Raw genomic sequence first — 22,531 nt, forward strand, 5'->3', positions numbered from 1 at the left:
GCGCGCTCCGCTTGCGGGTCGGTGGGTTGAGGGGGGCGGTCTTGCGGTCCGGCCAGGGTGTCATGCCGGTCTTCGCCCTCAAGGGCGGCGCGTGCTGTGCACGCTTGCGGCCTGCGGCCGTCTGCGACCCTTGACCGCTGTGCTGCGGCATGCGGGCCGGGGCCGGGCAATCCCGCCCGGTACCGGAGCAGGCTCATGTCGTTTTCTTCCTTCGATTCTCCGCTGTTTGTTCGCGACAGTAAGCGTCGCTATCAGCTCGCGAATGCGGACCAGATCCTCGAGGCCGCGCGACGCATGGTCGACCAACGCATGCAACGTGGGACGTCGTTTCTGGATCCGTCGATTGCGCGAGGATTCTTCCGCGATAAGCTCGCAGGACTTGAACGAGAAGTGTTCGTCGCGGCGTTCCTCGACACGAGACATAGACTTGTTCACTACGCCGAACTGTTCCAAGGCACCATCGACGGCGCGGAGGTGCATCCGCGCGTCATCGTACGCGAGGCGCTCATGTGCAATTCGGCCGCCATTCTGGCATCACACAATCATCCCAGTGGCAATCCCGAACCCAGCGCGGCGGATCGTGCGGTCACCGCGCGACTCAAGCAGGCGTTGGCGTTGGTCGACATTCGATTGCTGGACCACATCATTGTCGGTGGGAACGCGACCCTGTCCCTGGCCGAGCGCGGCTGGGTTTGATGAGTTCGGCGACGACGGGAGGGCGGAAGCTCTCCCGTTTTCCTGCGCTTCGGCGGCACGGCACGCCCCGTCTTGCGCGGAAGCGTTCGCTGTCCGTACCGAGGCGTGACGTGCCGCTGACCCGTCCGTGGGAAAATCGGCAAATGGCATGGATAGGGGAAGAAAGACAAGTGATTCACCACTACACAAGCGTCGCCGCGCTCGCGGCCATCCTCCATTCCGGTCGTTTGCGCTTTACCAGACTCGACAGGTTCGACGACGTACTGGAGGCCCAGACAGTGGCCGGGATCGACTTCGGAGCGCAGTTGTTCGCCAGTTGCTGGGTCAAGCAGGACGCGGAAGACATCGCGCAATGGAGCATGTACGGCGATACCAAGCAGGGTGTCCGCATCTCTCTCCCAGACGATCCGTTTGCGTGGCAACTGCTGAATGCATTTCACCAAGTGCCCGGCACCAACGCAAAATGGCACTTCGACAACGCCGAAGCGCCATTCCCACTGGATGAAGTGTTCGGCGACGGCTACTTGCTTCTTCCCGTCATTGACCGCAGCCGTTTTCTCAAAGAAGTGTTGTACGTAGATGACGTCGTCCAGGCGTATCGACGGCATGTCCGCCACGACGGGGAAACGATCGTGATCGACGGCTATCCGACGGAGCTTGCGCGATACAAGTGGAACAGATGGGCGTTCCAGCGGGAGCATCGTTTCGTGCTGACCACTGTGCGCGGTCCACGCAGAACCGAAGACCCAGCTGAGTACGGAGAGTGCTACCACGAGCTGGTGCGCGATCCACTGTGGCACCGGCAGGGCGCATTGTCGCCATACATCGACTTGAAGTTCGCGCCCAGTGCGTTGCAAGACATGATTGTTACCATCGGCCCGCTGTGTTCGGATGCCGGTCGTGAGGAAGTTGGTCGGTTATGCGCCCGCTATGCCCCATGTGCGCGGATCAGGATGAGCGAACTCCAGGGCAAGATTCGCCCGAAGGCGTAGGCGCTTGCCGTCGAGCGGGGAACGCGCGGTAGGCTGCATTACCACGTCGCAAGCGCGCGCGAGAAGTTGGTGCGCCAGAACATGAAGTGCCGCTCAGGCCACGTTCTCGGTCGACGATTGCTGCTTATACCGCAGCCAGTTGTGTACCAGAGTCAGCACCATCGATCGAGCTTCGGACAGGGGCATGGGGGCGGCGGGCGGCTCCGTGGGTTCTGTGCCGTGTCGCGAAAGGTCGCCGATTGTCTTCGGGCTGTTGGCGGTATGCTTGAAACGGCCCATTGCTCGCTCGGTGGCCCAGGCGGCTTGAGAGATGCAAGCCGGCCCCTTCATATCGTCGACGATGACTTCGTAGACCTTATACAGCGTCGCCCACGACGCCGGTGGTGGTGCGAGCAACCGAAACACCTTTGCAACATTCGGGTCGGCCACTGCCAGCTTGAGCCATTGAGCCGCAGGATCAGCGGCATGATGATGCGTTGCCTTACCATCTGGCTGCGTCACGGAGGTGTCGAGCACATCGCGAAATCTCACGGTCTCGTGCATGGTGATCAAAGCGTCCCAGCCGCCTTCGGCGTCACGCTTGGCGACGGAAGCGACGCTGATCGTCTGCCTGCTCCCTAGCAGTAGGCAGACGATGCCGTTGAACGCCTTAAGCAGATCAGTGGCGACATCCCTCACTTCCTGATGCATCGAGAGGGATTCAAATGCCGAGTACCGCAGCATGTATCCGCGTTCAGTACTGTTAATCGATGGATCGGTTACCGCCATGGCCAAGACGAGTTGATCCAAGTCGAACGCCTCGCCGGCCAACTGCACCTCCCATTCCATCTACTGCTGGGTTCCTTCGCGGTTGGGCGTGAACCACCCCTTCGGCAGTCCCGTCTCGGTCGCCGTCATCAGTTCCGCCGCGCTGCACTCCAGCGCCACCGCGATCTTCAACACCAGCCCCAGGTTTGGCAAGTGCTCGCCACGCTCAATCTTGCCCATGTGCGAACGTTCGACGCCGACGCGCGCGGCGAGTGCTTCCTGCGCGATGCCCTGCGCGGTGCGCGCAGCGCGCACCGAAGCGCCGAACGCTTTCGCCGGCACCTCGTCATAGGTGGTGGTACCGGGCGGACGACCGCGCTGGACGGAACGCTTCTGCATGCACGGAAGCGTCGACTAGCGGGCTGTCGTTAACCACGTTATATTTAACTCATGCGCATTGCGCCCGGACAACCACTGCTTTTCACGCCGGGCAAATTCTCGGAAGATGCCTGCGCGCGGCCGGAGGCCGGCGCACGGGGATCTTGCCGTATAGATGTCATTACGGAATGTTGGAATGCCGTAGAGCCGCAGAACCGGATGTACGGCTTTGCGTGAGCGATTGGGGACGGGTGAACCCGCGAACGACGACGTGAATTCAATACCCAGCCAGTTGCGCGCCCGATTACTCGATAACGGCACGCGCACAGCCAATGGAGAGGACCACGACCCGTACCCGGTGGTGCGGCTGTTCGTCGCCGACGGACCGGCGTCGTGGCTGCTGACCGAGCTCGATCCCGATGATCCGGATCTGGCCTACGGCCTGTGCGATCTCGGCCTGGGCGCACCGGTGCTGGACTATGTGCGCCTGTCGGACCTTGCCACCGTCGCCAGTGATCACATCCGCTGCGATGCCGACTTCGCGGCGCGCCAGACGCTCAGCGCCTATCTACGCGAGGCGCGCGAGGCCTGCGCTATCCGGCCGTAACCACGACACGACGTACTGCCGCAGTTACGTCAATACGCTTTTCAGCAAGTAATGCATTTCGCAGACGTGCCGAAATCGGCACGTCTGCGACTTGAACTTTCCGCCCGATTCGCGTTCGATTCATCGTGCACGCTGCGCGTGCCACGATACTTGCCGAGTTTAACCGCGGGAATCGAGCCATGACGGACAACGCCGACTGGCAGCCCTCGGCTGCTTACCTATACGTGCTGCATCTCAAGGGACCAAGCTTGGCGTGGGAATTCCTGCGTCGCAATCCCCATTACCGCGCCGACTGGTCGCGTGCCGTACACGGCACGGGCGAGGTCGCGCACTGGGGGTTGTCCTTTCCCGGAAGACCCGACCCTTGATGCACGCGACGCGCAACCGGTCTGGCATCGCAGGCACGGACGATGGACGCGGCTGGTGCCCGACGACGATCCGGCCGCCGAGCGGTTCGACCTCTGGGCGATTCCCGGCGGCAAGGCGCTGACGGTCGATGGCGCCGATTTGCGCCTGCACGTCCGCGCCGGCAGCGAACTGGTCGGCTTGGTGCTGTCCGAGACGCTGCACGACGGCGACCGCTTCGCCTGCGCGGTGCCGGTCAGCGCCAAGGTCCAGCCGGCGCGCGCCATGCTCGACCTCGCGTTCGGCCTGTTGCGCAGACCGCGCGTCGGCACGCGCACGTCGGTGTCGCGCCCGTCACGCAGCGCCGTCGTCTACGCCCGCGCACTACAGGCGCTGGATGGCGCGCTCGCCGGCGCCTCGCAACGCGAGATCGCCATCGCCGTGTTCGGCGAGGCGCGCGTCACCGCGGACTGGACCGCCGACAGTGAACTGCGCGCGCAGGTGCGCTATCTGATCCAGCGCGGTCGTGTGTTGATGGAAGGACAATACCGCACCCTGTTGGACTGACTACGCGGAGAGCCGCGCGCACGCGCCGATTCTCCCTTCGCTGCGCTGCTGCGCGCGGCCATCGTGCCCTGTACCGGCAGCGCTGCGCCTGCCGCCGACGGAGCACGCCGCGATGGCATCGACCGCACCCGAGAGCGCACCGCGTTATCTGACCAACGCCGAAGCGGCCGCCTGGCTGAAACTCTCGCCGCGTACGCTGGAGAAGCAGCGTGTGATCGGCGGCGGGCCGCCGTTCCGCAAGTTCGGCCGCCGCGTGCTCTACGCCGTGGCCGACTTGGAGACATGGTCGGCTGCACGCACCTGCGAATCCACGTCCGACCCCAACTACCCGGTGCGCTGAGCGTGCGCCGTGTCCGCCGATCGCGACCGCACGCCGCTGACGCGGTTCCGCGCCTTGCCCGGCGACTTCGCGCCGCGCGACGCGCAGGATCTGATGGCGTGGCCGTTCTTCTCGCTGGCGAAGTCGCGGCGCATCCGGCCGATCGACTTTCGCAGCGGCGGCGTGACGGTGCGGGTGGAGGGCACGGCCGAACACGGCATCGCCACGATCTGGGATGCCGACGTGCTGATCTGGGCGGCCTCGCAGTGGATGCAGGCGCACGATGCCGAGCTGCCCACCTCGCGCAGGATTCTGACCACGCCCTACGAAATCCTGCGCTTCATCGGGCGCGGTACGTCGCTGCGCGACTACCAGCGGCTACGCGCCGCATTCGACCGCCTGCAATCGACCAGCGTGGCAACCTCGATCCGGGAGAGCACGGGGCGGCGCTTGCACCGCTTCTCCTGGCTCAACGAGTGGAAGGAGCGTGTCGACCGCAGCGGTCGGCCGCTCGGCGTCGAACTGATCCTGCCGGACTGGTTCTACGCCGGCATCGTCGAGCACACGCTGGTGCTGACGATCGACCCGACGTACTTCCGGCTCACCGGCGGCATCGAGCGCTGGCTGTACCGGCTGGTGCGCAAGCACGGCGGCTCGCAACGCGCCGGCTGGCGCTTCGACTTCCGCCACCTGCACGCCAAGTCCGGCAGCCAGATGGCTTATGCCGACTTCGCGCTCTGGTTGCGGCGGATAGAGAAGCGACAACCGTTGCCCGGCTACATGCTCCACGTGAAGCGCGATCGCATGGCGAACGAAACGCTCCTGTTCCGTCGCGTGCCGTTCGCAGCACGCGTGCCGCCGCGGCACTGTGGGCAACGCCGGGAAAGCTTGTGAATAGCGTCGTGCCATCACACGTGCCGACACTCGTGCTATCACATGTGGAATCCTCGTGCTATCACACGTGCGAACCCGCGAAAAATTCAACACGCACGCGCACTTGCGCACACCGTAACGCTCTAACGCTTAAAAGCATAACGGTGGTAGGCGTCCGCCGCTGCGGTGGACAACTGTGCCCACACGAAGAATCGACCGCGCATCAAACCCGCTTCCACCGCCACATCGGAGGAAGACGCCGATGATCGTCGCGCTGCTCAACCAGAAGGGCGGGGTGGGCAAGACCACGCTCGCCACCCACCTCGCCGGCGAACTCAGCACGGGCGGCAAGCAGGTCGTCGTCATCGATGCCGACCCGCAGGGCTCCGCGCTGGACTGGGCGCAGAAGCGCAGCCACGGCGGCTGGCGCCGACGCTTCGGCGTCGTCGGCCTTGCGCGCGAGACGCTGCACGAGGAAGTGCCGGAGCTCGCGCGTCGCGCCGACCACGTCGTCATTGACGGCCCGCCGCGCGTCACCGCGCTGGCGCGCTCGGCGATCCTCGCCGCGGACCTGGTGCTCGTCCCGGTGCAGCCCTCACCCTACGACGTATGGGCGTCCAGCGAGATCGTCGCCCTGGTCAACGAGGCCCGGCTGTTCAAGCCGCGGCTGAAGGCGGCCTTCATCGTCAACCGCTGCGTCGTGCGCACGCTGATCGGACGCGAGGTACGCCAGGCGCTCGAACAGGACACCACGCCGCAGGCGATGCCGGTGCTGGCCTCGACCGTCAGCCAGCGCGTCGTGTTCGCCGAAGCCGCCGCGCTCGGACAGCTTGTCGACGAGATCGACGACGCCTGTCCGGCGGGGCAGGAGATCGCGCGCTTCGGCGACGAAGTGCGCGGATGGCTGCGGTGAACACGCGTCGCATCGGCCTGGGGCCGCGACCGACGCGCGAGGCCAACGCGGACGTCTGGGTGCGCGGCGGCAGTCGCAGCGACGGCTTCACCGCGCGCATGACCGTCGACGTCACGCCCGCACTGCGCAGCCGGATCAAGGTCATCGCCTTCCAGCGCGAGCTCACTGTTGCCGAAATGCTGCGCACGCTGCTCGAACGCGAGTTCGGCGAGGGCAGGGACGCGCCATGACGCCCCTGACCCGCGTCGCCCTGACCTGCGTGCCGGACTACCTGTCGGTCTGGCTGCGCTTCGGCCGGCCGCTCTGGGAGGACGTACCGGAGGACCGATCCCGCTGCGTCTACTTCCCGCCCGGCGCGATCTTCGCCCGCGTCGAACACCGGGCCGATGGCCGGCAGCGGCTTGCGGTGTTGCGCGCCGCCGGCCCCGGCGAGCGCGTGGTGTGTCTGGAAGGCATCGCGCCGGGCGCGCAGCTACTGCTGCACGCCACGACGACGGCCAAGACCGCGCAGGCGCTGAACGCGATCGCGGCGATCGAGGCGCAGCGCATCCCGCCGGAGGACGTGAGCGAGGACTACTGGTGCGTGCTGCACCAGCGCCTCGTCGCCGGTGTCGCGCTGCCCGTCTACGCCGCGGCCGAACATGCGGCGATGCTCCGCCGTAAGGCGCTGCAGCCATGACGCGCGTGCGGCGCAAGTGCCTGCTCGCCGTCACGGCCGCTGCAGTGGCGCTGATCGCCGCCACGCTGCTGTCGTGGCCAACCTGGCTGGTCTACAACCCCAGCGACAGCGCGCCGCGCGGCTGGTACCTGCAGCGGCCCGCGCGCGAGCTGCGGCCAGGCACGTCGGTCTTCGCCCGGCTGCCGTCCGACGCCGCCCAACTCGCGCATGCGCGCGGCTACCTGCCGCAGCACCTGCTGATCCTCAAGCGCATCGGCGCCGCCGGCGGGCAGCACGTGTGCGTCCGCGACGGACTCGTACGCATCGACGGGCGCGTGGTCGCCGTGCTGCGCACGCGCGACGGCCGCGGCCGGTCGCTTGCGGCCTGGCCGGGTTGCCGCCCGCTCGTCGCCGACGAAGTGTTCCTGTTCGCGTCGGAATCCCCGGCCTCGTTCGACAGCCGCTACTTCGGCCCGGTGCGGCGTGAGGCGATCCTCGGCGAGGCGGTGCCGCTGTGGACGCGATGAGCCGCATCGCGGTCGCGCTGTTGCTCGCGGCCTGCACGGCTGGGCCGGCGCACGCCTGCGGCATCGCGCAGTGGCAGCCGCACATCGCCGAGGCCTCCCGCAAATACGCAGTTCCGGAAGCGTGGATCCGCGCGGTCATGCGCGCCGAGAGCGCCGGCTGCACGCATCTCGACGGACGGCCGACGACGTCCCATGCCGGTGCGATGGGGCTGATGCAGCTCATGCCGGCGACCTGGGCCGAGCTGCGCGCGAAGCACAGCCTCGGCGACGACCCCCACGACCCGCGCGAGAACATCCTCGCCGGCACTGCGTACCTGCGTGAGATGCACGACCGCTTCGGCGTACCCAGCGCGTTCGCCGCCTACCACGCTGGCCCTGGCCGCTATGCAGTGCACCTCACACACGGCACGCCGCTGCCGGCGGAAACGCATCGCTATGTCGCGCAGGTGTCGGCCGGCATTGGCCTTACCGATGCGACCATCGTGGCGGAGCAGGGCGGCGAATCGCACGATCCACTATTCGCGTTGACCGCGCGTCGTCGCAATGACGAAGCTTTGGAGCACGATGCCCGCTTGTTCGTACGGCTCCGGCATGCGCAGGCATCGCGCACGGAACCGAATCGCTAGATCAGCCGGCGCATGGTCACTCCGGGGACGGCCCCACCGGAGATCACTTCGAACCCGAAGCGCTTCAAGAACTGCTGTCCCGCAAGGTTGTCTCGCGTGCAACTGGCGCGCAGTTGGCGGATGCCGGTGTCCGCTGTGCAGTATTCCGTAACCGCATCCATCAGCAGGCGAGAGGTTGGCGTGCCGCGATAGCGCAGCAGCACGAACACGCCCCACAGCAGGCCAATGTTGCCGTAACCGCTGAAGGATCGTCGAGACAAGCCAACGGCACCGGCGAGCGTCTCGCCGTCGAATGCGCCCCAGACTTGGACATCCTCGGCCATGTAGCTCGCAAGCAGCGAACTCATTCCTCCGGCACCTGCTTCGAGCTCGCGGAACACCTGCGGCTCGACTGGATGCGCGAGTTCCTCCAGCGACCGCGCGCGCAGCAACTGGTAAGCCGCCGCATCATCTCCCGACAAAAGCCTAACCTGCAATGGCGACTGCATTTCCTGTTCCCTGTCCTGTGGTTCCGTGTTCTATTCGCATCGCGTCGGCAGTCGCACGATCCGAAAAAAAGCCCGGCGACGGGGAGGCCGCCGGGGAATGGGGCATTGCATTTGGATGTCGGCAGCGGAGAGAGAGAAGCCCGTGCTGCCTCCTATAAGACGCATGGAAGGGCGAATCCCCCACATGACCTTTGTCCACACTGCGGCGCACGGTGAGTTAGCGGATGAGCGTCCGGAGATCGGCGGGAAGGAGCAGGACAGGGGCAGGCAAGATAGAAGGAGGCGGCACGGCCGCGGGGACAAGTGCTTGTCCGGTCTGGGTCTGTCACGGCACGCAGGGAATGGCTCACGTGCCGTCGCATCCTGCAAGTGGTTGTCTGCACTGGCGTTCGTGCGTGCCGTCCGCGCCGGCGCACGCCCCACTTCGCCAAGCTCCGCGATCGCGTGGCGAAGCCTTCCGTTCGGCTGTAGGGTGGATGGCACCAGACATGGAAGGGATGTCGATGTCACTAAAAGACACTGCGCTTCAGCGTCTCTACCTTGCTCGCGACATGTTTCACTGCAGCGCGGCGTCGTATGCGCTGCTGACCTCGCCACTCACCGGGCTGGCACTAACGGAGTAGCAGGTCGTCTTTCACGAGTCGGGATTCCAGGTCATCCCGCGAGATGCGTCAAATCCGCACCGCCTCAGCCTGACCATCCAGTTCGGGGATGCCATCCAGGACGGGCCGGCGACGGCGATGATGGATGTCGTCTACGAGAAGATGATCTGCGACAGCGTCGAGGCAATGCGGGCCTACGCGCGGTGGAAAGGCGAGTTGGAGGAGTTGTCACAGCAAGAGTGGTTCGCGGTCGCGTAACACCTGCGCAATGCGTTCAGCCACAGCGGAAAGTGGAGTTTTCGGCGCGACCGCCATCCTCCCTTGCCGGCGACATGGAATCGCAAGTTCACTGTCACGCGGGAGATGGCGGGAAAATTTGCCCGCGACTTCCTTCCCTGGTTCTGGGGCACGCGGCTATGCGCGCAGATGATCCTCTACGTCAGCGGTGTAGTGGACTACCGGCAGGAAATGGTCAAGAGGGCGGCTTCGGATCAGACCTGACCGCAGTCGGTCATCGCCGCCGGCAGGATGCCGGCCATGGCTAACCGCGACGACGAGTACTTCCGTGCGCGCCCGGCGCCGCCGCGCGACCACGGTTCGGCACGCACACCGCGATTCATCAGCCAGGTCCTGAAGGCCACGTCGAAGGCGGGGCGCTCGCCGAAGCGGCTGCTGGCGTCCGTCGGCGCGCGCGCAGGCGCGGGTCGCGGCCGCGGCCACGTCGCCGCGCGCCTAGCCGGACAGTCGCTCGGTCCGCGCTCGCGCCGCGCCATCGTCAAGGCGCGGCTGGTGGTGCTCAAGCACGCCGGCGAGCGCTCCACGCAGAAGCACCTGCGCTACATCGAACGCGACGGCGTGACCCGCGACGGCGGTCGTGGTCAGCTCTACGGCCCGGAGACGGATCGTGCCGACGGTGACGCCTTCGAGCAGCGCGGGCGTGGCGACCGCCACCAGTTCCGCTTCATCCTCTCGCCGGATGACGGCAACGAGATCGGCGACCTGACCGCGTTCACCCGCGCCCACATGGCGCAAGTCGAACGCGACCTCGGCACCAAGCTGGACTGGGTGGCGGTGAACCACTGGGACACCGACGACCCGCATACGCACCTAGTCCTGCGCGGCAAGGACGACCTCGGTGCCGACCTCATCATCGCCCGCGAGTACATCAGCCACGGGATGCGCCAGCGTGCCGCGGAACTGGCGACCGACTGGCTCGGTCCGCGCACCCAACGCGAGATCGAACGGCAGCTTGGCCGCGAGGTGGAGCAGAATCGTTGGACCGCGCTGGATCGCGCGCTCACCGGCAGCGCACAGGACGGCATCGTCAATCTGCGCGATGTGCCCGGCGACCTCGGCAAGCGCCGGCATCGGGCCAAGCTGATCGGCCGCCTGGATCATCTGTCGAAACTGGGTCTCGCCGAGCGCCAGCGCGGCGCCGCCTGGTCGCTGCACCCTGATGCCGAACGCATCCTGCGGACGATGGGTGAACGCGGTGACATCATCCGCACCATGCAGCGCAAGCTCGGTGGTCATCAGCAAGAGCACGCCATCTGGGATCCGGCGAGCGGGCGTACCCTGCAGGGGAAGATTCTCGCCAGCGGCCTCAGCGACGAACTGCACGAGCGCGGCTATCTCATCGTCGCCGGCGCGGATGGCCGCGCGCACTACGTCGACCTCGGCAATCGCGTGGACCTATCGCGCTATCCGCGCGGGGCACAGGTATCGGTTCGCCAGATGCCGCGGGCGCCTCACCGCGTCCTCGCCGTGATCCAGCGCACACCGCAGCTCGGCCGCTAGTGCCCACGGATAGGGAAAAACGATGCGCGCACCGTCTTATGGGGGAACCCGGAGGAGGCGGGACAGGTGGCGGTTTCTCCATCCACAGCAACGGCGCTGGCCGCAAGGATGCCAAGGCTCGCGGATCGGGAGCCGAGGTATGCAATGTCGGGCAGCAGGCGATGGGTTCACGGACTACTGGTCGTCGCGATCGTGCTGGCGAGCCTGTGGCTGGCGACACAATGGGTGGCGCATACGCTTCGCTACGCCCAGCGCCTCGGGTCACCGTGGTTCGTGGTGAACGGCATGCCGGTCTACCCGCCCTGGCAGTTGTTCCCGTGGTGGCTGGCCTTCGACGCGCTGGCGCCGCGCACCTTCAACCTCGGCGGACTGATCGCGGCCGGTGGCGGCCTGCTCGCCACCGCGGTTGCGATGGCCGGTCGCGCCTGGAGCGGCCGGCAGGCACCGCCGACCACCTACGGCACTGCGCGTTGGGCGATGAAGGCCGATGCGAAAGAGGCCGGACTGCTCGCGCGCTCGGGCATCTTCCTCGGCAAGCTGGGCAACGAATACCTGCGCCACGACGGCCCGGAGCACGTCGCGGCCATCGCTCCGACGCGGTCGGGGAAGGGCGCCGGGCTGGTGGTGCCGACGCTGCTGAGCTGGCCGCGCTCGACGGTCATCCACGACATCAAGGGCGAGCACTGGCAGCTAACCTCCGGTTGGCGCTCGCGCTTTTCCCACTGCCTCTACTTCAATCCCACGGACCCGCGCTCGGCGGCGTACAACCCGCTGCTGGAAGTCCGCCGCGGCGCGCAGGAGGTGCGCGACGTGCAGAACATCGCCGACCTGCTGGTGGACCCGGAGGGTGCGCTGGAGCGGCGCAACCATTGGGAGAAGACCTCGCACGCGTTGCTGGTCGGCGCCATCCTGCATGTCCTCTACGCCGAGCCGGACAAGAGCCTGCGCGGCGTCGCCGATTTCCTGTCCGATCCCGCACGCCCGATCGAGCGCACCTTCGCCGCGATGATGCGCACGCCACACCTGGGCGACCGGCCGCATCCGGTCGTCGCCTCGGCGGCGCGCGAGATGCTCAACCGCAGCGCCAACGAGCGTTCCGGTGTGCTGTCCACGGCGACGAGCTTCCTCGGCCTGTACCACGACCCGACCGTCGCCGCCGTCACCTCCCGCTGCGATTGGCGCATCGCCGACCTGATGACGGCCGAGCTGCCGGTCTCGCTGTACTTGGTGGTGCCGCCGTCGGACATCTCGCGCACGCGGCCGCTGGTACGTCTGCTGCTCAACCAGATCGGCCGGCGTCTGACCGAAACCCTGCCGCCGGTAGACGCGGCGCCGCGGCGCTGGTGGCCGTGGCGCGCTCCGTCCGCCAATGCTGACGGGCAAGACCGACTGCTGTGGGTGCTGGACGAGTTCCCTGCGCTCGGCCGGCTGGACTTCTTCGAGGAGGCCCTGGCGTTCATGGCCGGCTACAGGATGCGGGCGCTGCTGATCGCGCAGTCGCTCAACCAGCTCGAGCAGGCCTATGGCCAGAACAATTCCATCCTCGACAACTGCCACGTCCGCGTCGCGTTCGCGCCCAACGACGAGCGCACGGCGAAGCGGCTGTCGGAATCGCTGGGCACGGCGACCGAGGTCCGCGCCAGCCGCAGCTACGGCGGCGACCGCATGTCGCCGTGGCTGGAGCACGTGAACGTGTCCCAGCAGGCGGCCCCGCGGCCGCTGCTGACGCCCGGCGAGGTGATGCAACTGCCGCCGGACGAGGAACTGGTGCTGGTCGCCGGCCATCCGCCGCTGCGCGCCCGGAAGCTGCGGTACTTCACCGATCACAACCTGGCCGAACGCGTGCTGGCGCCCGTCGCACTGTCGGGCGGCGACTACGCCGACGCGCCCGCGCCGCGTCCGCACGACTGGGCGGGATGCATCATCGACCGTGGCGCAGTACCGGACGACGATCCGGGCGAAGCGACGGAAGCGGAGCTTCCAGGCGACGGCGCCGACGATGTCCGCTACGAGCGGCTGCCGCTGTGAGCCGCAGCCGCCTCAACATCTTCCTCGAGCGCGAACACGCCCGGCGCCTCGACGAGCTGGCCGCCACCCGTGGCGTCTCCAAATCCAGCATCGTCGCGGCGGCGCTGGCCTCGTTCCTGTCGCCGGACAACGCCGATCGCCGCGAGGCGGCGGTCGCCCGCCGCCTGGACCGGCTCACGCGCCAGTTCGAGCGGCTGGAGCGCGACCAGACCATCCTCACCGAAACCCTGGCGCTGCACATCCGCCACTACCTCTCGATCACCACGCCGCTGCCGGAGGCACACGTTGCGGCTGCGCGGGCGCAGGGCAGGGCGCGCTTCGAGCAGTTCATCGAACAGCTTGCGCGGCACCTGCAGCGCGGTACGCGGGTCCGCCAGGCGATCGAGGAGCGCGTGCCGGACGAATCGGTGTTCGCCGAACCCGGGCAGGAGGACGACACGTGTGCGGATCCGAGCTAGCCGGACCGACTGACAGGGCCATCGCCGTCGGCCGCCAGATCCGCATGCTGCGCACCGCGATGGGGCCGGTCATCGCCGCGGCGCTGGAGGATCCGCAGGTGGTCGAGGTCATGGTCAACCCGGACGGCGCGCTGTGGCTGGACAGGTTGCGCAGCGGGCGCGAGCCGACCGGCGTCATCGTCTCGCCGCAGGACACCGAGCGCATCATCCGCCTGGTGGCCGCCCACGTACGCATGGAAGTCCACGCCGGCGATCCGGTGCTGTCGGCCGAACTGCCAGAGACCGGCGAACGCTTCGAGGGCGTGCTGCCGCCGGTGACGCGGGCGCCGATGTTCGCCATCCGCAAGCACGCCCGCAGCGTGATCCCGCTGACGCAGTATGTGACCGACGGCGTGATGACGCAGGCGCAGATGGAGGTGCTTCGTGGCGCGGTGCTGGAACGCAGGAACATCGTCATCGTCGGCGGCACGTCCACCGGCAAGACGACGCTGATCAATGCGCTTCTGGAGGTGATCGCCGGGACCCGAGACCGCGTGATCGTGCTGGAAGACACCGTCGAGCTGCGCTGCCTGTCCGACGACCACGTGGCGCTGCGCACCAAGCCGGGCGTGGCGACGATGGCGCGGCTGGTGCGTTCGATCCTGCGGCTCCGGCCGGACCGCATCATCGTCGGCGAGGTGCGCGGCCCCGAGGCACTGGATCTGCTGAAGGCGTGGGGCACCGGGCATCCGGGCGGCATCGCCTCGATCCACGGCGACTCCGTGCGCGGCGGCTTGTTCCGCTTCGAGCAACTGATCCAGGAAGCCGTGGTCACCGTGCCACGCCCGCTGATCGCCGAGGCGATCGATCTCGTGGTCTGCCTGGAGGGGCGGGGCGGCGCACGACGTGTGCGGGAGATCGCGTGGGTCACCGGGTTGGACGGGCAGGACTACCGATTGAAGTCTGCGTAGCAGCCATCGGTAGCACCGTGGAAGAGTAGGGGCTCTCTCTTCGCAACGCGTCCATATGGGTCTAAACACACGTACGGGTGGATGCATGAGCTGCAAGCTGTGCGATGTCGAAGCCGTGAGTTGTCTCGATCACTACATCAGGATCCTCGCGCGCGACATCGAGCGTCGTGCGTCGGCACATGGCTTGGCTGCGAGCGAGTGGTTCGTACTCGAAGAACTCGAGCGCCATGCATCCATAAGCCTGCGCGAACTCGCGCGAGCGTCCGCGGTGTCCGTACCGGCCGCATCCAGGGCGATCACCCGTCTGGTCGCCGCCGGCTTGGCCGACATGCGCCGGATGTCGGACAACAAGCGGCTGAGCGCCATTTCCATTACCGATGCCGGTGTGCGGTTCCTGGAGAAGGCGCGTGGCCGCGAGGAAGGGGCGTCGAGCTACCGCGAAGTCATGACTGCGGACGATCTGCACGTCTTGGGGAGAAGCCTGGGCGCGCTGGCCACCAACGTGCAGAAATTCTCTCGCCCAGTTTCATAAGACGTAAGAAGGTCGGGCTTTCCCTACCTTTCTTCGGAAAGGTGGGCCAAGTTCGCCTGAAGCCCCGCAAATGCTTGATTTGCATCGGGGCTCACTCGATGATCGGGCCTCAGGTCCATGTTTCCAACGCAACGATTGACTGCGTTGCTTGGTGCGGGGACAAGGCAGATCGGAACAGATGACCAACGGCATCCAACCAGCCTGGATCAGCGCGGTGGCGGAGGCCGCCGCGTCGCCGTTGAATGAGCGCTTCGAGGCGTTCCTGCGCGACGAGCGCGAGGCGCTGCTGAAATTCCTGCTCACCCGCCTGCCCACCGACGAGGACGCGCAGGATGCGGTGCAGGAAAGCCTGATCCGGATGATCCGCTATCGCGACAGCGAGCCGCCGGAGGCCTGGAAGCGGCTGCTGTACCGCATCGCGGTCAACGTCGCCAACGACCAGCATCGCTACGCCCGCAGCCGGCACGCGGCCGAACACGTCACCGACGACTCGCTGGACGCCGTGCCGACGGACGCGCCGGGGCACGACGAGCAACTGGTGCAACAGCAGGAACTGGACGCGGTGATCGAGGTCATCCTGACGCTGTCGCCGCGCTGCCAGGAGATCTTCCTGCTCAACCGGGTGCAGGGCATGACCTACGTGCAGGTGGCCGAGACCTGCGGCATCTCGACCAAGGCGGTGGAGAAGCACATGGCGAACGCGCTGGCGGCGCTGCGCCGGCAGTTGGGTAGGCCGGGCCCAATTACGTCATAAGGACATGCACATGACTTCGGAGCCACGGCAGCAGGTCGAGCACGGTGAGGCGGAACGCTGGTTCATGCGCCTGCAGATGGGCGACTGCACCCGTGCCGACCGCGCCGCGTTCGCACGCTGGCGGCTGGCGGATCCGGCACACGCTGCCGCCTACGCCGAGGTGGAGCGGATGTTCTCGTTGGCCGGGCAGGCCGGCGCCGACCCACGCCTGCGGGCGGCTGCACGGGCGGCGCGCGAGCGCATCGAGCGCCGGCGCCGGCGGCAGGGCCTCCTGCAGCGGTTTGCAGGGTTGGCCGCCGTCGCCAGCCTAGTCCTGGCGCTGGGCATCGGCTGGCGCACCTGGAACCCGGCGCAGCCCGAGCAGCACTACGCCACCGCCGTTGGCGAGAGCCGCACGCTGATGCTGGAAGACGGCTCCACCGTGCTGCTGGACACCGATTCGGTGCTGCGTGTGCAGTACCGCCGCCTGCAGCGCGACGTGATGCTGGAACGCGGCCAGGCGCAGTTCTCGGTGGCACCGCAGCCGCGGCGGCCGTTCGTCGTCCGGACCGATATCGGCGCGATCCGCGCGCTCGGCACCCGCTTCCAGGTCCGCAGGCATGCCGATTACGTCGAGGTGGCCCTGATGGAAGGCGTGGTGGAGGTGACCGCACCGGCCGCGGACGGCCCGGCGCGGACGGCCCGGCTGGCGCCAGGTGAACAACTGGATTTCAACGCCGGCGAGCGCTGGGCCAGAGGCGCGTTCGATCCGGAGGTGGCGCTGGGCTGGACCGACGGCCAGTTGGTTTTCCGCGCCCGCCCGCTGGATGAGGTGGTGCAGGAGATGAACCGCTACAACCCCACCCAGATCCGACTCGGCCAGCCGGCGCTAAACGAGTTGCAGATCAGCGGCCAGTTCTACGGCAACGACCCGGACTCCCTGATCCTGGCCTTGGAGCGCGGCTGGTCGCTGCGGGCCGAACGTCCTTCGGCCGATGAAATCGTCCTATACCGGCGCGATTAGCATGAACCACGCGCGACGATTGGGTGGGGGTAGGGAAAAATTTCTGCGGTTCCGTCTTATGGGCGTCGACGTCATCGTGCTGTCTTGAGAACGTCGCTCCACTGACACAATCGGGGAAACGGCATGGGGAAGAACACACTGCGGGTCGCCATTCTCAACGCGATCCTGCTGGCGGGCGGTACGTTGGCGTATCCGGAAACGGCATTCGCGCAAAGCCAGGCGCAGACCTACAGTATCGCGGCGGGTGATCTGGAGAGCGTGCTCTCCAGGTTTGGCACTGAAAGTCGCATCCAGCTGATCTATCCGCCTGAGCTACTGAAGGGCAAGCGCAGTAGTGGATTGACAGGCAATTTTGCGCCAATGGAGGCCTTACGGCAGCTACTGCAGGGCAGTGGACTGGAAGCGGAGCGTGTCAACGACAGGACAGTGGTGATCAAGAAGGCTGCCGCGCCAGCGGTGGAGCCGCAGGCCGCGCCGAAAAATATCCCCAAAACCACGCAAGCGAAGGAACCCGAGGTCAAGGAACTGGACACAATGACCATAACCGGGACTCGCATCCGGGGTGGTATTAGTGCTTCTCCCACGATCGTGATCGGCGAGCAGCGGTTTCAAGAAGAAGGCTTCACCGATTTGGGCGAGGTGATCCGCAGCCTGCCGCAGAATTTCAAAGGCGGCCAGAACCCGGGCGCGCTCGCCACGTCTGCCTCGCTGGGGAACGTCGCCAATGACAACCAGACTGGTGGCTCCGGCCTGAATCTACGCGGCTTGGGGCCGGACGCCACATTGACCTTACTCAATGGCAGGCGCATGGCCTATGGCGGCAGTGCACAGTCGGTAGACATCAGTGCGATCCCGATAGAAGCCGTAGACCGTATTGAGATCGTGCCTGACGGTGCGTCGGCCATTTACGGCTCCGATGCGGTGGCGGGTGTCGGCAACGTGATTCTTAAGCGCGACTTCGATGGGGTGACCGTGGGCACGCGGTACGGTGACACGGCTAAGGGCGGGATGACCACGCGCGAGTACACCGTAACTGCGGGCGCGGCTTGGTCCAGCGGCGGTGTCATCGCGACCTACAAGGATGCTTCGGTCGACCCCATCTATGCCGACCAGCGCGACTATGCAGCGAACCTTCCCAATCCGTACTCGATCTATCCGGGCAGCGACGCGCGTAGCGGATTGGTCAGCGTGCACCAATCGTTCGGTGATTTCTTTGAGTTTCGGCTGGACGCGCTGCGTACAGAACGCGATCAGGTGTACGACGCCGGCTATACCACAATGTACTACCACTACACACCTAGGACCACGACTTCGCTGGTGTCGCCGACCGTCGACTTTATGATGCCAAACGGGTGGCTGTTCTCGCTTGGCGCGACTTGGGGCAAGGATGAGACCCAGAACAATGCCGACATGGTAACCATTCCTGAAGGTGTGTCGACACCTATGATCAGGACGGGCTATGGCAACGAGAGCCGTAGCTACGAGTTCGGAGCTGAAGGCCCGCTGTTCGCGCTGGGAGGGGGGGATGCGCGATTGGCCCTAGGTGCTGGTTACAGAACCAACAGGCTCCTTATCAACATCCAGCAGACAGGCATGATTGCTGCCGATGGTGACGAAAGTAGCCGCTTTGCCTACGCCGAAATGAACCTGCCGTTGATCGGGTCCGATACTGGAACCTCTGCGGGACAGCGCTTGACTATGACGGCTGCGGTGCGCGGCGAGGATTACGACAGCTTCGGTAGCGTGATCACGCCCAAGCTCGGATTGGTCTATGGCCCAAGTATGGATGTCACGCTGAAAGCATCGTGGGGGCGCTCGTTCAAGGCGCCGACCCTAAACCAGCGCTATTCCCTGCAGGCGGCCTATCTCGATCTTCCAGAATATTACGGTGGTACGGGCTACCCGGCCGATGCCACAGTGTTGTCAACCGGTGGCGGCAATCCTGATCTCGGTCCGGAGCGCGCACGAACCCTAACTGCGTCACTGGCATTCCATCCCGAAGCTTTGCCCGGACTGGAAACCGAACTGACTTGGTTCGAAATCGACTATACCGATCGCGTGGTTATGCCGATTGGCAATAGTGCCGAGGCCCTGAGCAACCCGATCTACTCTGAGTTCGTGATCTATTCGCCGACGCCCGACCAACTGGCCGAAGCCATTTCCAGATCTGTCTTCTATAACTATGTCGAGGCACCTTACGATCCTGAAAAGGTCGTGGCGATGTTCTTCAACACGTATGTCAATGCGTCGCGGCAGCGGATCCGTGGCATCGACCTATCCGCCTCCTACCGACAGGATCTCGGTGACGGCCGCCTGACACTGAGCGGTTCGGCCAGTTGGCTGGACAGCTCGCAAAAGACCACCTCGTCGCAAAGCAGCCATGACCTGTCAGGTTCGATCTACAACCCGGCCGAGATAAACGCCCGCATCGGTGCGGTCTGGAGCCAGGGCGGATTCACCGTATCCACGTTCGCTAACTATACCGACGGCGTGCGCGAAAATTTTTGGTCGGCTGGGACAGTGGAGAAGACGGCTTCGTTCACTACCTTCGATGCAAACTTGCAATACCAAATCGGTGAGCAGGCGGGAATATGGTCGAATCTTGAATTCTCGCTGTCAGCACAGAACCTGTTCGACCGTGATCCGTCGCTATTCTCATACACCTCGGAATTTGTGCCGCGCTATGACGCGACAAATACGTCAGTCATGGGCCGCTATCTGAGCGTGTCGGTATCCAAGCACTGGTAGTGGACCCGGCACGCCATCAGCAGAGACATTCCTTGTGAAGCCATCTTTCATTCAATGTCGCCTCATGAGGTCACGCGCCATCAACTCGATTGAAGATCTGATCGAAGACGAATCGGTGCAGCGCATGCCCTCTAATGGCGTTCTCTCAGCTTGCCCAGCGCTGTGCTGCCTACGCTGGGCTGCGGTTGTTGGATTGATCTTGCTGAGCGCGGCGGCGAATGCTGCCGAGGCTGTCCTGCCCATCCGTGGAGAGCAGTTGCTCACGGCTATGAGATCCACGCCGCTGCCACCACTGCCGCAGGAAGTCTTCTTGTCGCCGGCAGGTGAAAAAGTGCTATATATTGAGGCACTGCATCTCCCCCCTTACGGGGTCGGCTACTCGGATCGCCTAAGTGCCAATCCGACGTGGACGCTGTGGCTGCAGGATATTGCGAAAGCCACCAGAATCCCGTTGCCGCTGACTGGCGATCTCGCGTCCAGCGCCGATCTCGATGTGTTCCGGATCGGGCGCCGACTCGCGCCGCGCTGGTCGGCCGACGGCAGTCAAGTCGCCTTGCTTGAGCAGCGGAACGGTAACCTTGCGTTGCTGGTGTTTGCGACAGAACACACTGCGCTAGCGACACGCATTACATTGCCTGCACTTTCCGCGACCGACGACGCAAAGGAATCAGTGACCGACTGGCATTGGGATGCCGCGATGGGTCAGGTCTTGCTCGGACTGGAAGCCATCCCCGCCGGCTATCAGCGCGACGGGAAGCCCAAACGCGAAAAGATCGCCTGGACCTGGATCCTCAGTCGCGACCAGGTGGCTGTCGATGGTCAGGCCGATACCGTTCCCGCTAGACCGAACCGGATTGTTGCGATTGATCTCCGGAATGGCCAGGTCGAGCAGGTGTATCCGCGTCGCGCTGCCGATATCGGTGCTGTAGCGCTCGAGCGTGAGCGCGGCGAGGATCCATGGACGCCGGGTCAGCTCAACTGGCGGTTCGAAAAAGACGGCGCGGCATGGGTACGCCTGCGTGATCCGATCGTGGCCGGACTGAACGATGCCAAGCTCCGCTGGCAGTTGCGCGAAGGCGACCCGGAGGTGGCGCGCTATCGCGATGCCCGCAGCAGCGTCTACGTGGTGGGCCGCGACGGCAGCCCGGCCGTGTTGCTGCCCGCTACCGGCGTGGGAAGAATCGCAAGCGTGACGGCGGACAGCGGCGGTAAATCTCAGGTGATCGTCCAAGGCACCGCGGCCACCTCCAATTGGCCGATGCACGGAGATTGGGGGGAACTATCGTGGCATGACAGGGACGATGGGGAAGGCGACTCTGCTGGTAACTCTTCAGTCAAGCCGGCCTCAGCGGTCATGCCCTTGGATTCGTGGATATTTGCAGCCGACCGCCCAGGAGTGGTCTACCAGTACGATCCGCTCCTGCTGACGCTTTCGGAAATCCCACGATCCACGATGCAGCCGGTCGCTCTTGGATTACCTGGGCTCGCTATCACACACTGCGACGTTTCTGTGGACGGAACCCACATCGCGGCAATCTTCGAAGGTGCGAACACGCCGCCTCAAGTTCATGTTTGGGATTCTAGGACCAGGCGCTGGGCACTGATATCTGCGCCGGGCGTGGAGTGGAGGAATCCAGCCGGGATCACGGTGGAGCACCTCAACTGGCGCAGCCGCGATGATGTACATGAAGTCGATGGCTTCCTAATCAAGCCGCCGCATTTTGATCCCGAGAAACGCTACCCGATGCTGGTTATGCTGGCGGGCGGGAACGCCTTGAGCACCGCTCGCTTCTCCGACCGGTTCGATCCGATGTACGGCGGCGGACGCGCGGTGGGGGGGCCGCCGGGCGCCATCTACGCATCCGCCGGTTACCTTGTTCTCTTGGCCAACCACCGCGGCACTGAAGGCGCAGGCGTGGCTGCGAACCGTGCCTTCGTCGGGCAGTATGGTCGTCACCTAGATCTCGATGTCTTTGCTGGGATTGACATGCTTGTCGCACGGGGATGGGTCGATCCCGATCGGCTCGGTGTCATTGGCCACAGTCACGGCGGCGACGAAGCCTACTACAGCATCTCGCATAGCGCACGCTTCAAGGCGGCCCTCATCAACGACAGCGACATCCTGATGCCGGAACTATTCGTTCCGTACCATGAGGGAAACGTAGATGTGCTCAGGCCTTGGTATGGCGCAGACATCATGACGCGCATGATCGGCAACGATCCGGTACTCAGGCCTTGGGCTGATCCAGATGCGATCCGCACGCCACTTTTGCTGCGTTGGGCGGCACGCAATGGGCCGAACGCATTGAAGCGGATCGATCTTGGATCCGGCTGGGACCAGTACGGAGTGAGCAGTGCTACGACCTACAGGTTGCTTTATTCTCTGAGGAAGAACGGCGTGCCGATCGAAGTGCTGATCGACCAAGACGAGCATCAGGTGGAAAACCCAAAGTACATGCTCGAACTGCAAAGTCGGTTGTTGCAATGGTTTGATTTCTTTGTGCTGGGAAAGGGCGCGGATCCCATTCCTGCAATGGTCAGTCCATTCGATTATGCCGAGGACATGCGGATCATCGAAGCCAAGGCCGATGAAGCGCAGAATTGATTTTTCGACGCCACCTAATGCCGCTGCTTCCGACTCAAACGTCTCGTATTTTGCCCTGGCCTGTCAGGTAATGTCCTCTTCATGAATTGGAGAGAAGGCTGACAGCTTGGCGCTCCGGATAAAATTTCGAAACGTTGGCTTGCTGCTCTCGCCAGCGCTAAATATGGACAAAGTCTAGGAACCTACCCGATGAGGATCTCGGAGCGGGAATGAATTCAAACGCTGGGCCACGGTAATTCTGATCAACTGCCAGCGCACTGATCTCTACATCTTCCTCGACGCTGACTACAGAAAATTCCGGTCCCGGTACAACCTCGT

At 65.1% G+C, this 22,531-nt stretch carries 25 protein-coding genes; 22 read left to right on the forward strand and 3 right to left on the reverse strand.

Annotated features, from left to right (window positions below; all coding sequences use genetic code 11):
* The first annotated feature begins 195 nt into the window (after positions 1-195).
* Together radC and JMO03_RS06220 are read left to right on the forward strand one after the other, a co-directional pair.
* Positions 196-696 (forward strand): RadC family protein, encoded by a 501-nt coding sequence (gene radC, locus JMO03_RS06215; RefSeq protein WP_202841510.1) that lies wholly within the window; start codon positions 196-198, stop codon positions 694-696.
* Between the two features lie 110 nt (positions 697-806).
* Positions 807-1,688 carry a hypothetical protein gene (locus JMO03_RS06220; RefSeq protein ID WP_202841512.1) on the forward strand — a complete coding sequence of 294 codons (882 nt, stop codon included), beginning with the start codon at positions 807-809 and terminating at the stop codon, positions 1,686-1,688.
* A 93-nt stretch (positions 1,689-1,781) separates the two neighbouring features.
* On the opposite strand, the gene JMO03_RS06225 is transcribed toward JMO03_RS06220, so the two are convergent.
* Complete coding sequence (locus JMO03_RS06225) at positions 1,782-2,516, reverse strand: hypothetical protein (protein WP_202841514.1); 735 nt, start codon at positions 2,514-2,516, stop codon at positions 1,782-1,784.
* A complete protein-coding gene (locus JMO03_RS06230) occupies positions 2,517-2,834 on the reverse strand; it encodes a helix-turn-helix domain-containing protein (RefSeq protein ID WP_202841516.1) in 318 nt (105 codons plus the stop codon).
* Between the two features lie 208 nt (positions 2,835-3,042).
* On the opposite strand from JMO03_RS06230, the gene JMO03_RS06235 reads away from it, so the two are divergent.
* From JMO03_RS06235 to JMO03_RS06275, 10 genes are all read left to right on the forward strand, one after another.
* Entirely contained in the window at positions 3,043-3,420 is a 378-nt protein-coding gene (locus tag JMO03_RS06235) for a DUF2958 domain-containing protein (RefSeq protein WP_238345938.1), read from the forward strand.
* A 179-nt stretch (positions 3,421-3,599) separates the two neighbouring features.
* Positions 3,600-3,788, forward strand: a complete 189-nt coding sequence (locus JMO03_RS21625; RefSeq protein WP_425491796.1) for a transcriptional regulator domain-containing protein — start codon at positions 3,600-3,602, stop codon at positions 3,786-3,788.
* A gap of 55 nt (positions 3,789-3,843) precedes the next feature.
* Positions 3,844-4,332, forward strand: a complete 489-nt coding sequence (locus tag JMO03_RS21475) for a DNA -binding domain-containing protein (protein ID WP_202841518.1) — start codon at positions 3,844-3,846, stop codon at positions 4,330-4,332.
* A gap of 112 nt (positions 4,333-4,444) precedes the next feature.
* Positions 4,445-4,672: a helix-turn-helix transcriptional regulator gene (locus JMO03_RS06245; protein WP_202841520.1), complete on the forward strand. Its 228-nt coding sequence runs from the start codon at positions 4,445-4,447 to the stop codon at positions 4,670-4,672.
* 9 nt (positions 4,673-4,681) lie between these two features.
* A complete protein-coding gene (locus tag JMO03_RS06250; protein WP_202841522.1) occupies positions 4,682-5,545 on the forward strand; it encodes a replication initiator protein A in 864 nt (287 codons plus the stop codon).
* Between the two features lie 241 nt (positions 5,546-5,786).
* The gene (parA, locus tag JMO03_RS06255) at positions 5,787-6,437 is read left to right on the forward strand and encodes a ParA family partition ATPase (RefSeq protein WP_202841523.1); all 651 of its coding nucleotides are present in this window, start codon (positions 5,787-5,789) and stop codon (positions 6,435-6,437) included.
* Positions 6,425-6,667, forward strand: coding sequence for a chromosome partitioning protein ParB (locus JMO03_RS06260; RefSeq protein ID WP_202841525.1), 243 nt, complete (start codon positions 6,425-6,427; stop codon positions 6,665-6,667). Before parA ends, JMO03_RS06260 begins: the two co-directional genes overlap by 13 nt.
* Complete coding sequence (locus JMO03_RS06265) at positions 6,664-7,116, forward strand: DUF2840 domain-containing protein (protein WP_202841527.1); 453 nt, start codon at positions 6,664-6,666, stop codon at positions 7,114-7,116. Before JMO03_RS06260 ends, JMO03_RS06265 begins: the two co-directional genes overlap by 4 nt.
* The gene (locus JMO03_RS06270; RefSeq protein ID WP_202841529.1) at positions 7,113-7,622 is read left to right on the forward strand and encodes a S26 family signal peptidase; all 510 of its coding nucleotides are present in this window, start codon (positions 7,113-7,115) and stop codon (positions 7,620-7,622) included. The genes JMO03_RS06265 and JMO03_RS06270 overlap by 4 nt, the downstream gene beginning before the upstream one ends.
* Positions 7,619-8,248, forward strand: coding sequence for a lytic transglycosylase domain-containing protein (locus JMO03_RS06275; protein ID WP_202841531.1), 630 nt, complete (start codon positions 7,619-7,621; stop codon positions 8,246-8,248). Before JMO03_RS06270 ends, JMO03_RS06275 begins: the two co-directional genes overlap by 4 nt.
* On the opposite strand, the gene JMO03_RS06280 is transcribed toward JMO03_RS06275, so the two are convergent.
* Positions 8,245-8,736, reverse strand: coding sequence for a GNAT family N-acetyltransferase (locus tag JMO03_RS06280; RefSeq protein WP_202841533.1), 492 nt, complete (start codon positions 8,734-8,736; stop codon positions 8,245-8,247). The genes JMO03_RS06275 and JMO03_RS06280 overlap by 4 nt on opposite strands.
* 923 nt (positions 8,737-9,659) lie before the next feature.
* Here JMO03_RS06280 and JMO03_RS21040 point away from each other — a divergent pair.
* The 10 genes from JMO03_RS21040 to JMO03_RS21485 all read left to right on the forward strand — a co-directional run bounded on the left by JMO03_RS21040 (position 9,660) and on the right by JMO03_RS21485 (position 22,213).
* Positions 9,660-9,839, forward strand: a complete 180-nt coding sequence (locus JMO03_RS21040; protein WP_238345939.1) for a hypothetical protein — start codon at positions 9,660-9,662, stop codon at positions 9,837-9,839.
* A 288-nt stretch (positions 9,840-10,127) separates the two neighbouring features.
* The gene (locus tag JMO03_RS21480; protein ID WP_202841534.1) at positions 10,128-11,135 is read left to right on the forward strand and encodes a DUF3363 domain-containing protein; all 1,008 of its coding nucleotides are present in this window, start codon (positions 10,128-10,130) and stop codon (positions 11,133-11,135) included.
* A 144-nt stretch (positions 11,136-11,279) separates the two neighbouring features.
* A complete protein-coding gene (traG, locus tag JMO03_RS06290) occupies positions 11,280-13,163 on the forward strand; it encodes an IncP-type conjugal transfer protein TraG (protein WP_202841536.1) in 1,884 nt (627 codons plus the stop codon).
* Complete coding sequence (locus JMO03_RS06295) at positions 13,160-13,621, forward strand: ribbon-helix-helix protein, CopG family (protein WP_202841543.1); 462 nt, start codon at positions 13,160-13,162, stop codon at positions 13,619-13,621. The genes traG and JMO03_RS06295 overlap by 4 nt, the downstream gene beginning before the upstream one ends.
* 44 nt (positions 13,622-13,665) lie before the next feature.
* Positions 13,666-14,571: a P-type conjugative transfer ATPase TrbB gene (gene trbB, locus JMO03_RS06300; RefSeq protein ID WP_202841550.1), complete on the forward strand. Its 906-nt coding sequence runs from the start codon at positions 13,666-13,668 to the stop codon at positions 14,569-14,571.
* Between the two features lie 85 nt (positions 14,572-14,656).
* Positions 14,657-15,103 (forward strand): MarR family winged helix-turn-helix transcriptional regulator, encoded by a 447-nt coding sequence (locus tag JMO03_RS06305; RefSeq protein ID WP_202841561.1) that lies wholly within the window; start codon positions 14,657-14,659, stop codon positions 15,101-15,103.
* Between the two features lie 178 nt (positions 15,104-15,281).
* Positions 15,282-15,857: an RNA polymerase sigma factor gene (locus tag JMO03_RS06310; protein ID WP_202841563.1), complete on the forward strand. Its 576-nt coding sequence runs from the start codon at positions 15,282-15,284 to the stop codon at positions 15,855-15,857.
* Between the two features lie 10 nt (positions 15,858-15,867).
* On the forward strand, positions 15,868-16,860 hold the full coding sequence (locus tag JMO03_RS06315) for a FecR family protein (protein WP_202841565.1): 993 nt from the start codon (positions 15,868-15,870) through the stop codon (positions 16,858-16,860).
* A gap of 123 nt (positions 16,861-16,983) precedes the next feature.
* Positions 16,984-19,608, forward strand: a complete 2,625-nt coding sequence (locus tag JMO03_RS06320; RefSeq protein WP_202841567.1) for a TonB-dependent receptor — start codon at positions 16,984-16,986, stop codon at positions 19,606-19,608.
* Positions 19,609-19,642: 34 nt separating this feature from the next.
* Complete coding sequence (locus JMO03_RS21485; RefSeq protein WP_202841569.1) at positions 19,643-22,213, forward strand: prolyl oligopeptidase family serine peptidase; 2,571 nt, start codon at positions 19,643-19,645, stop codon at positions 22,211-22,213.
* Positions 22,214-22,531 lie beyond the last annotated feature (318 nt).

The organism is Luteimonas saliphila (assembly GCF_016774335.1).
In the GTDB taxonomy this organism is placed as follows: domain Bacteria; phylum Pseudomonadota; class Gammaproteobacteria; order Xanthomonadales; family Xanthomonadaceae; genus Luteimonas; species Luteimonas saliphila.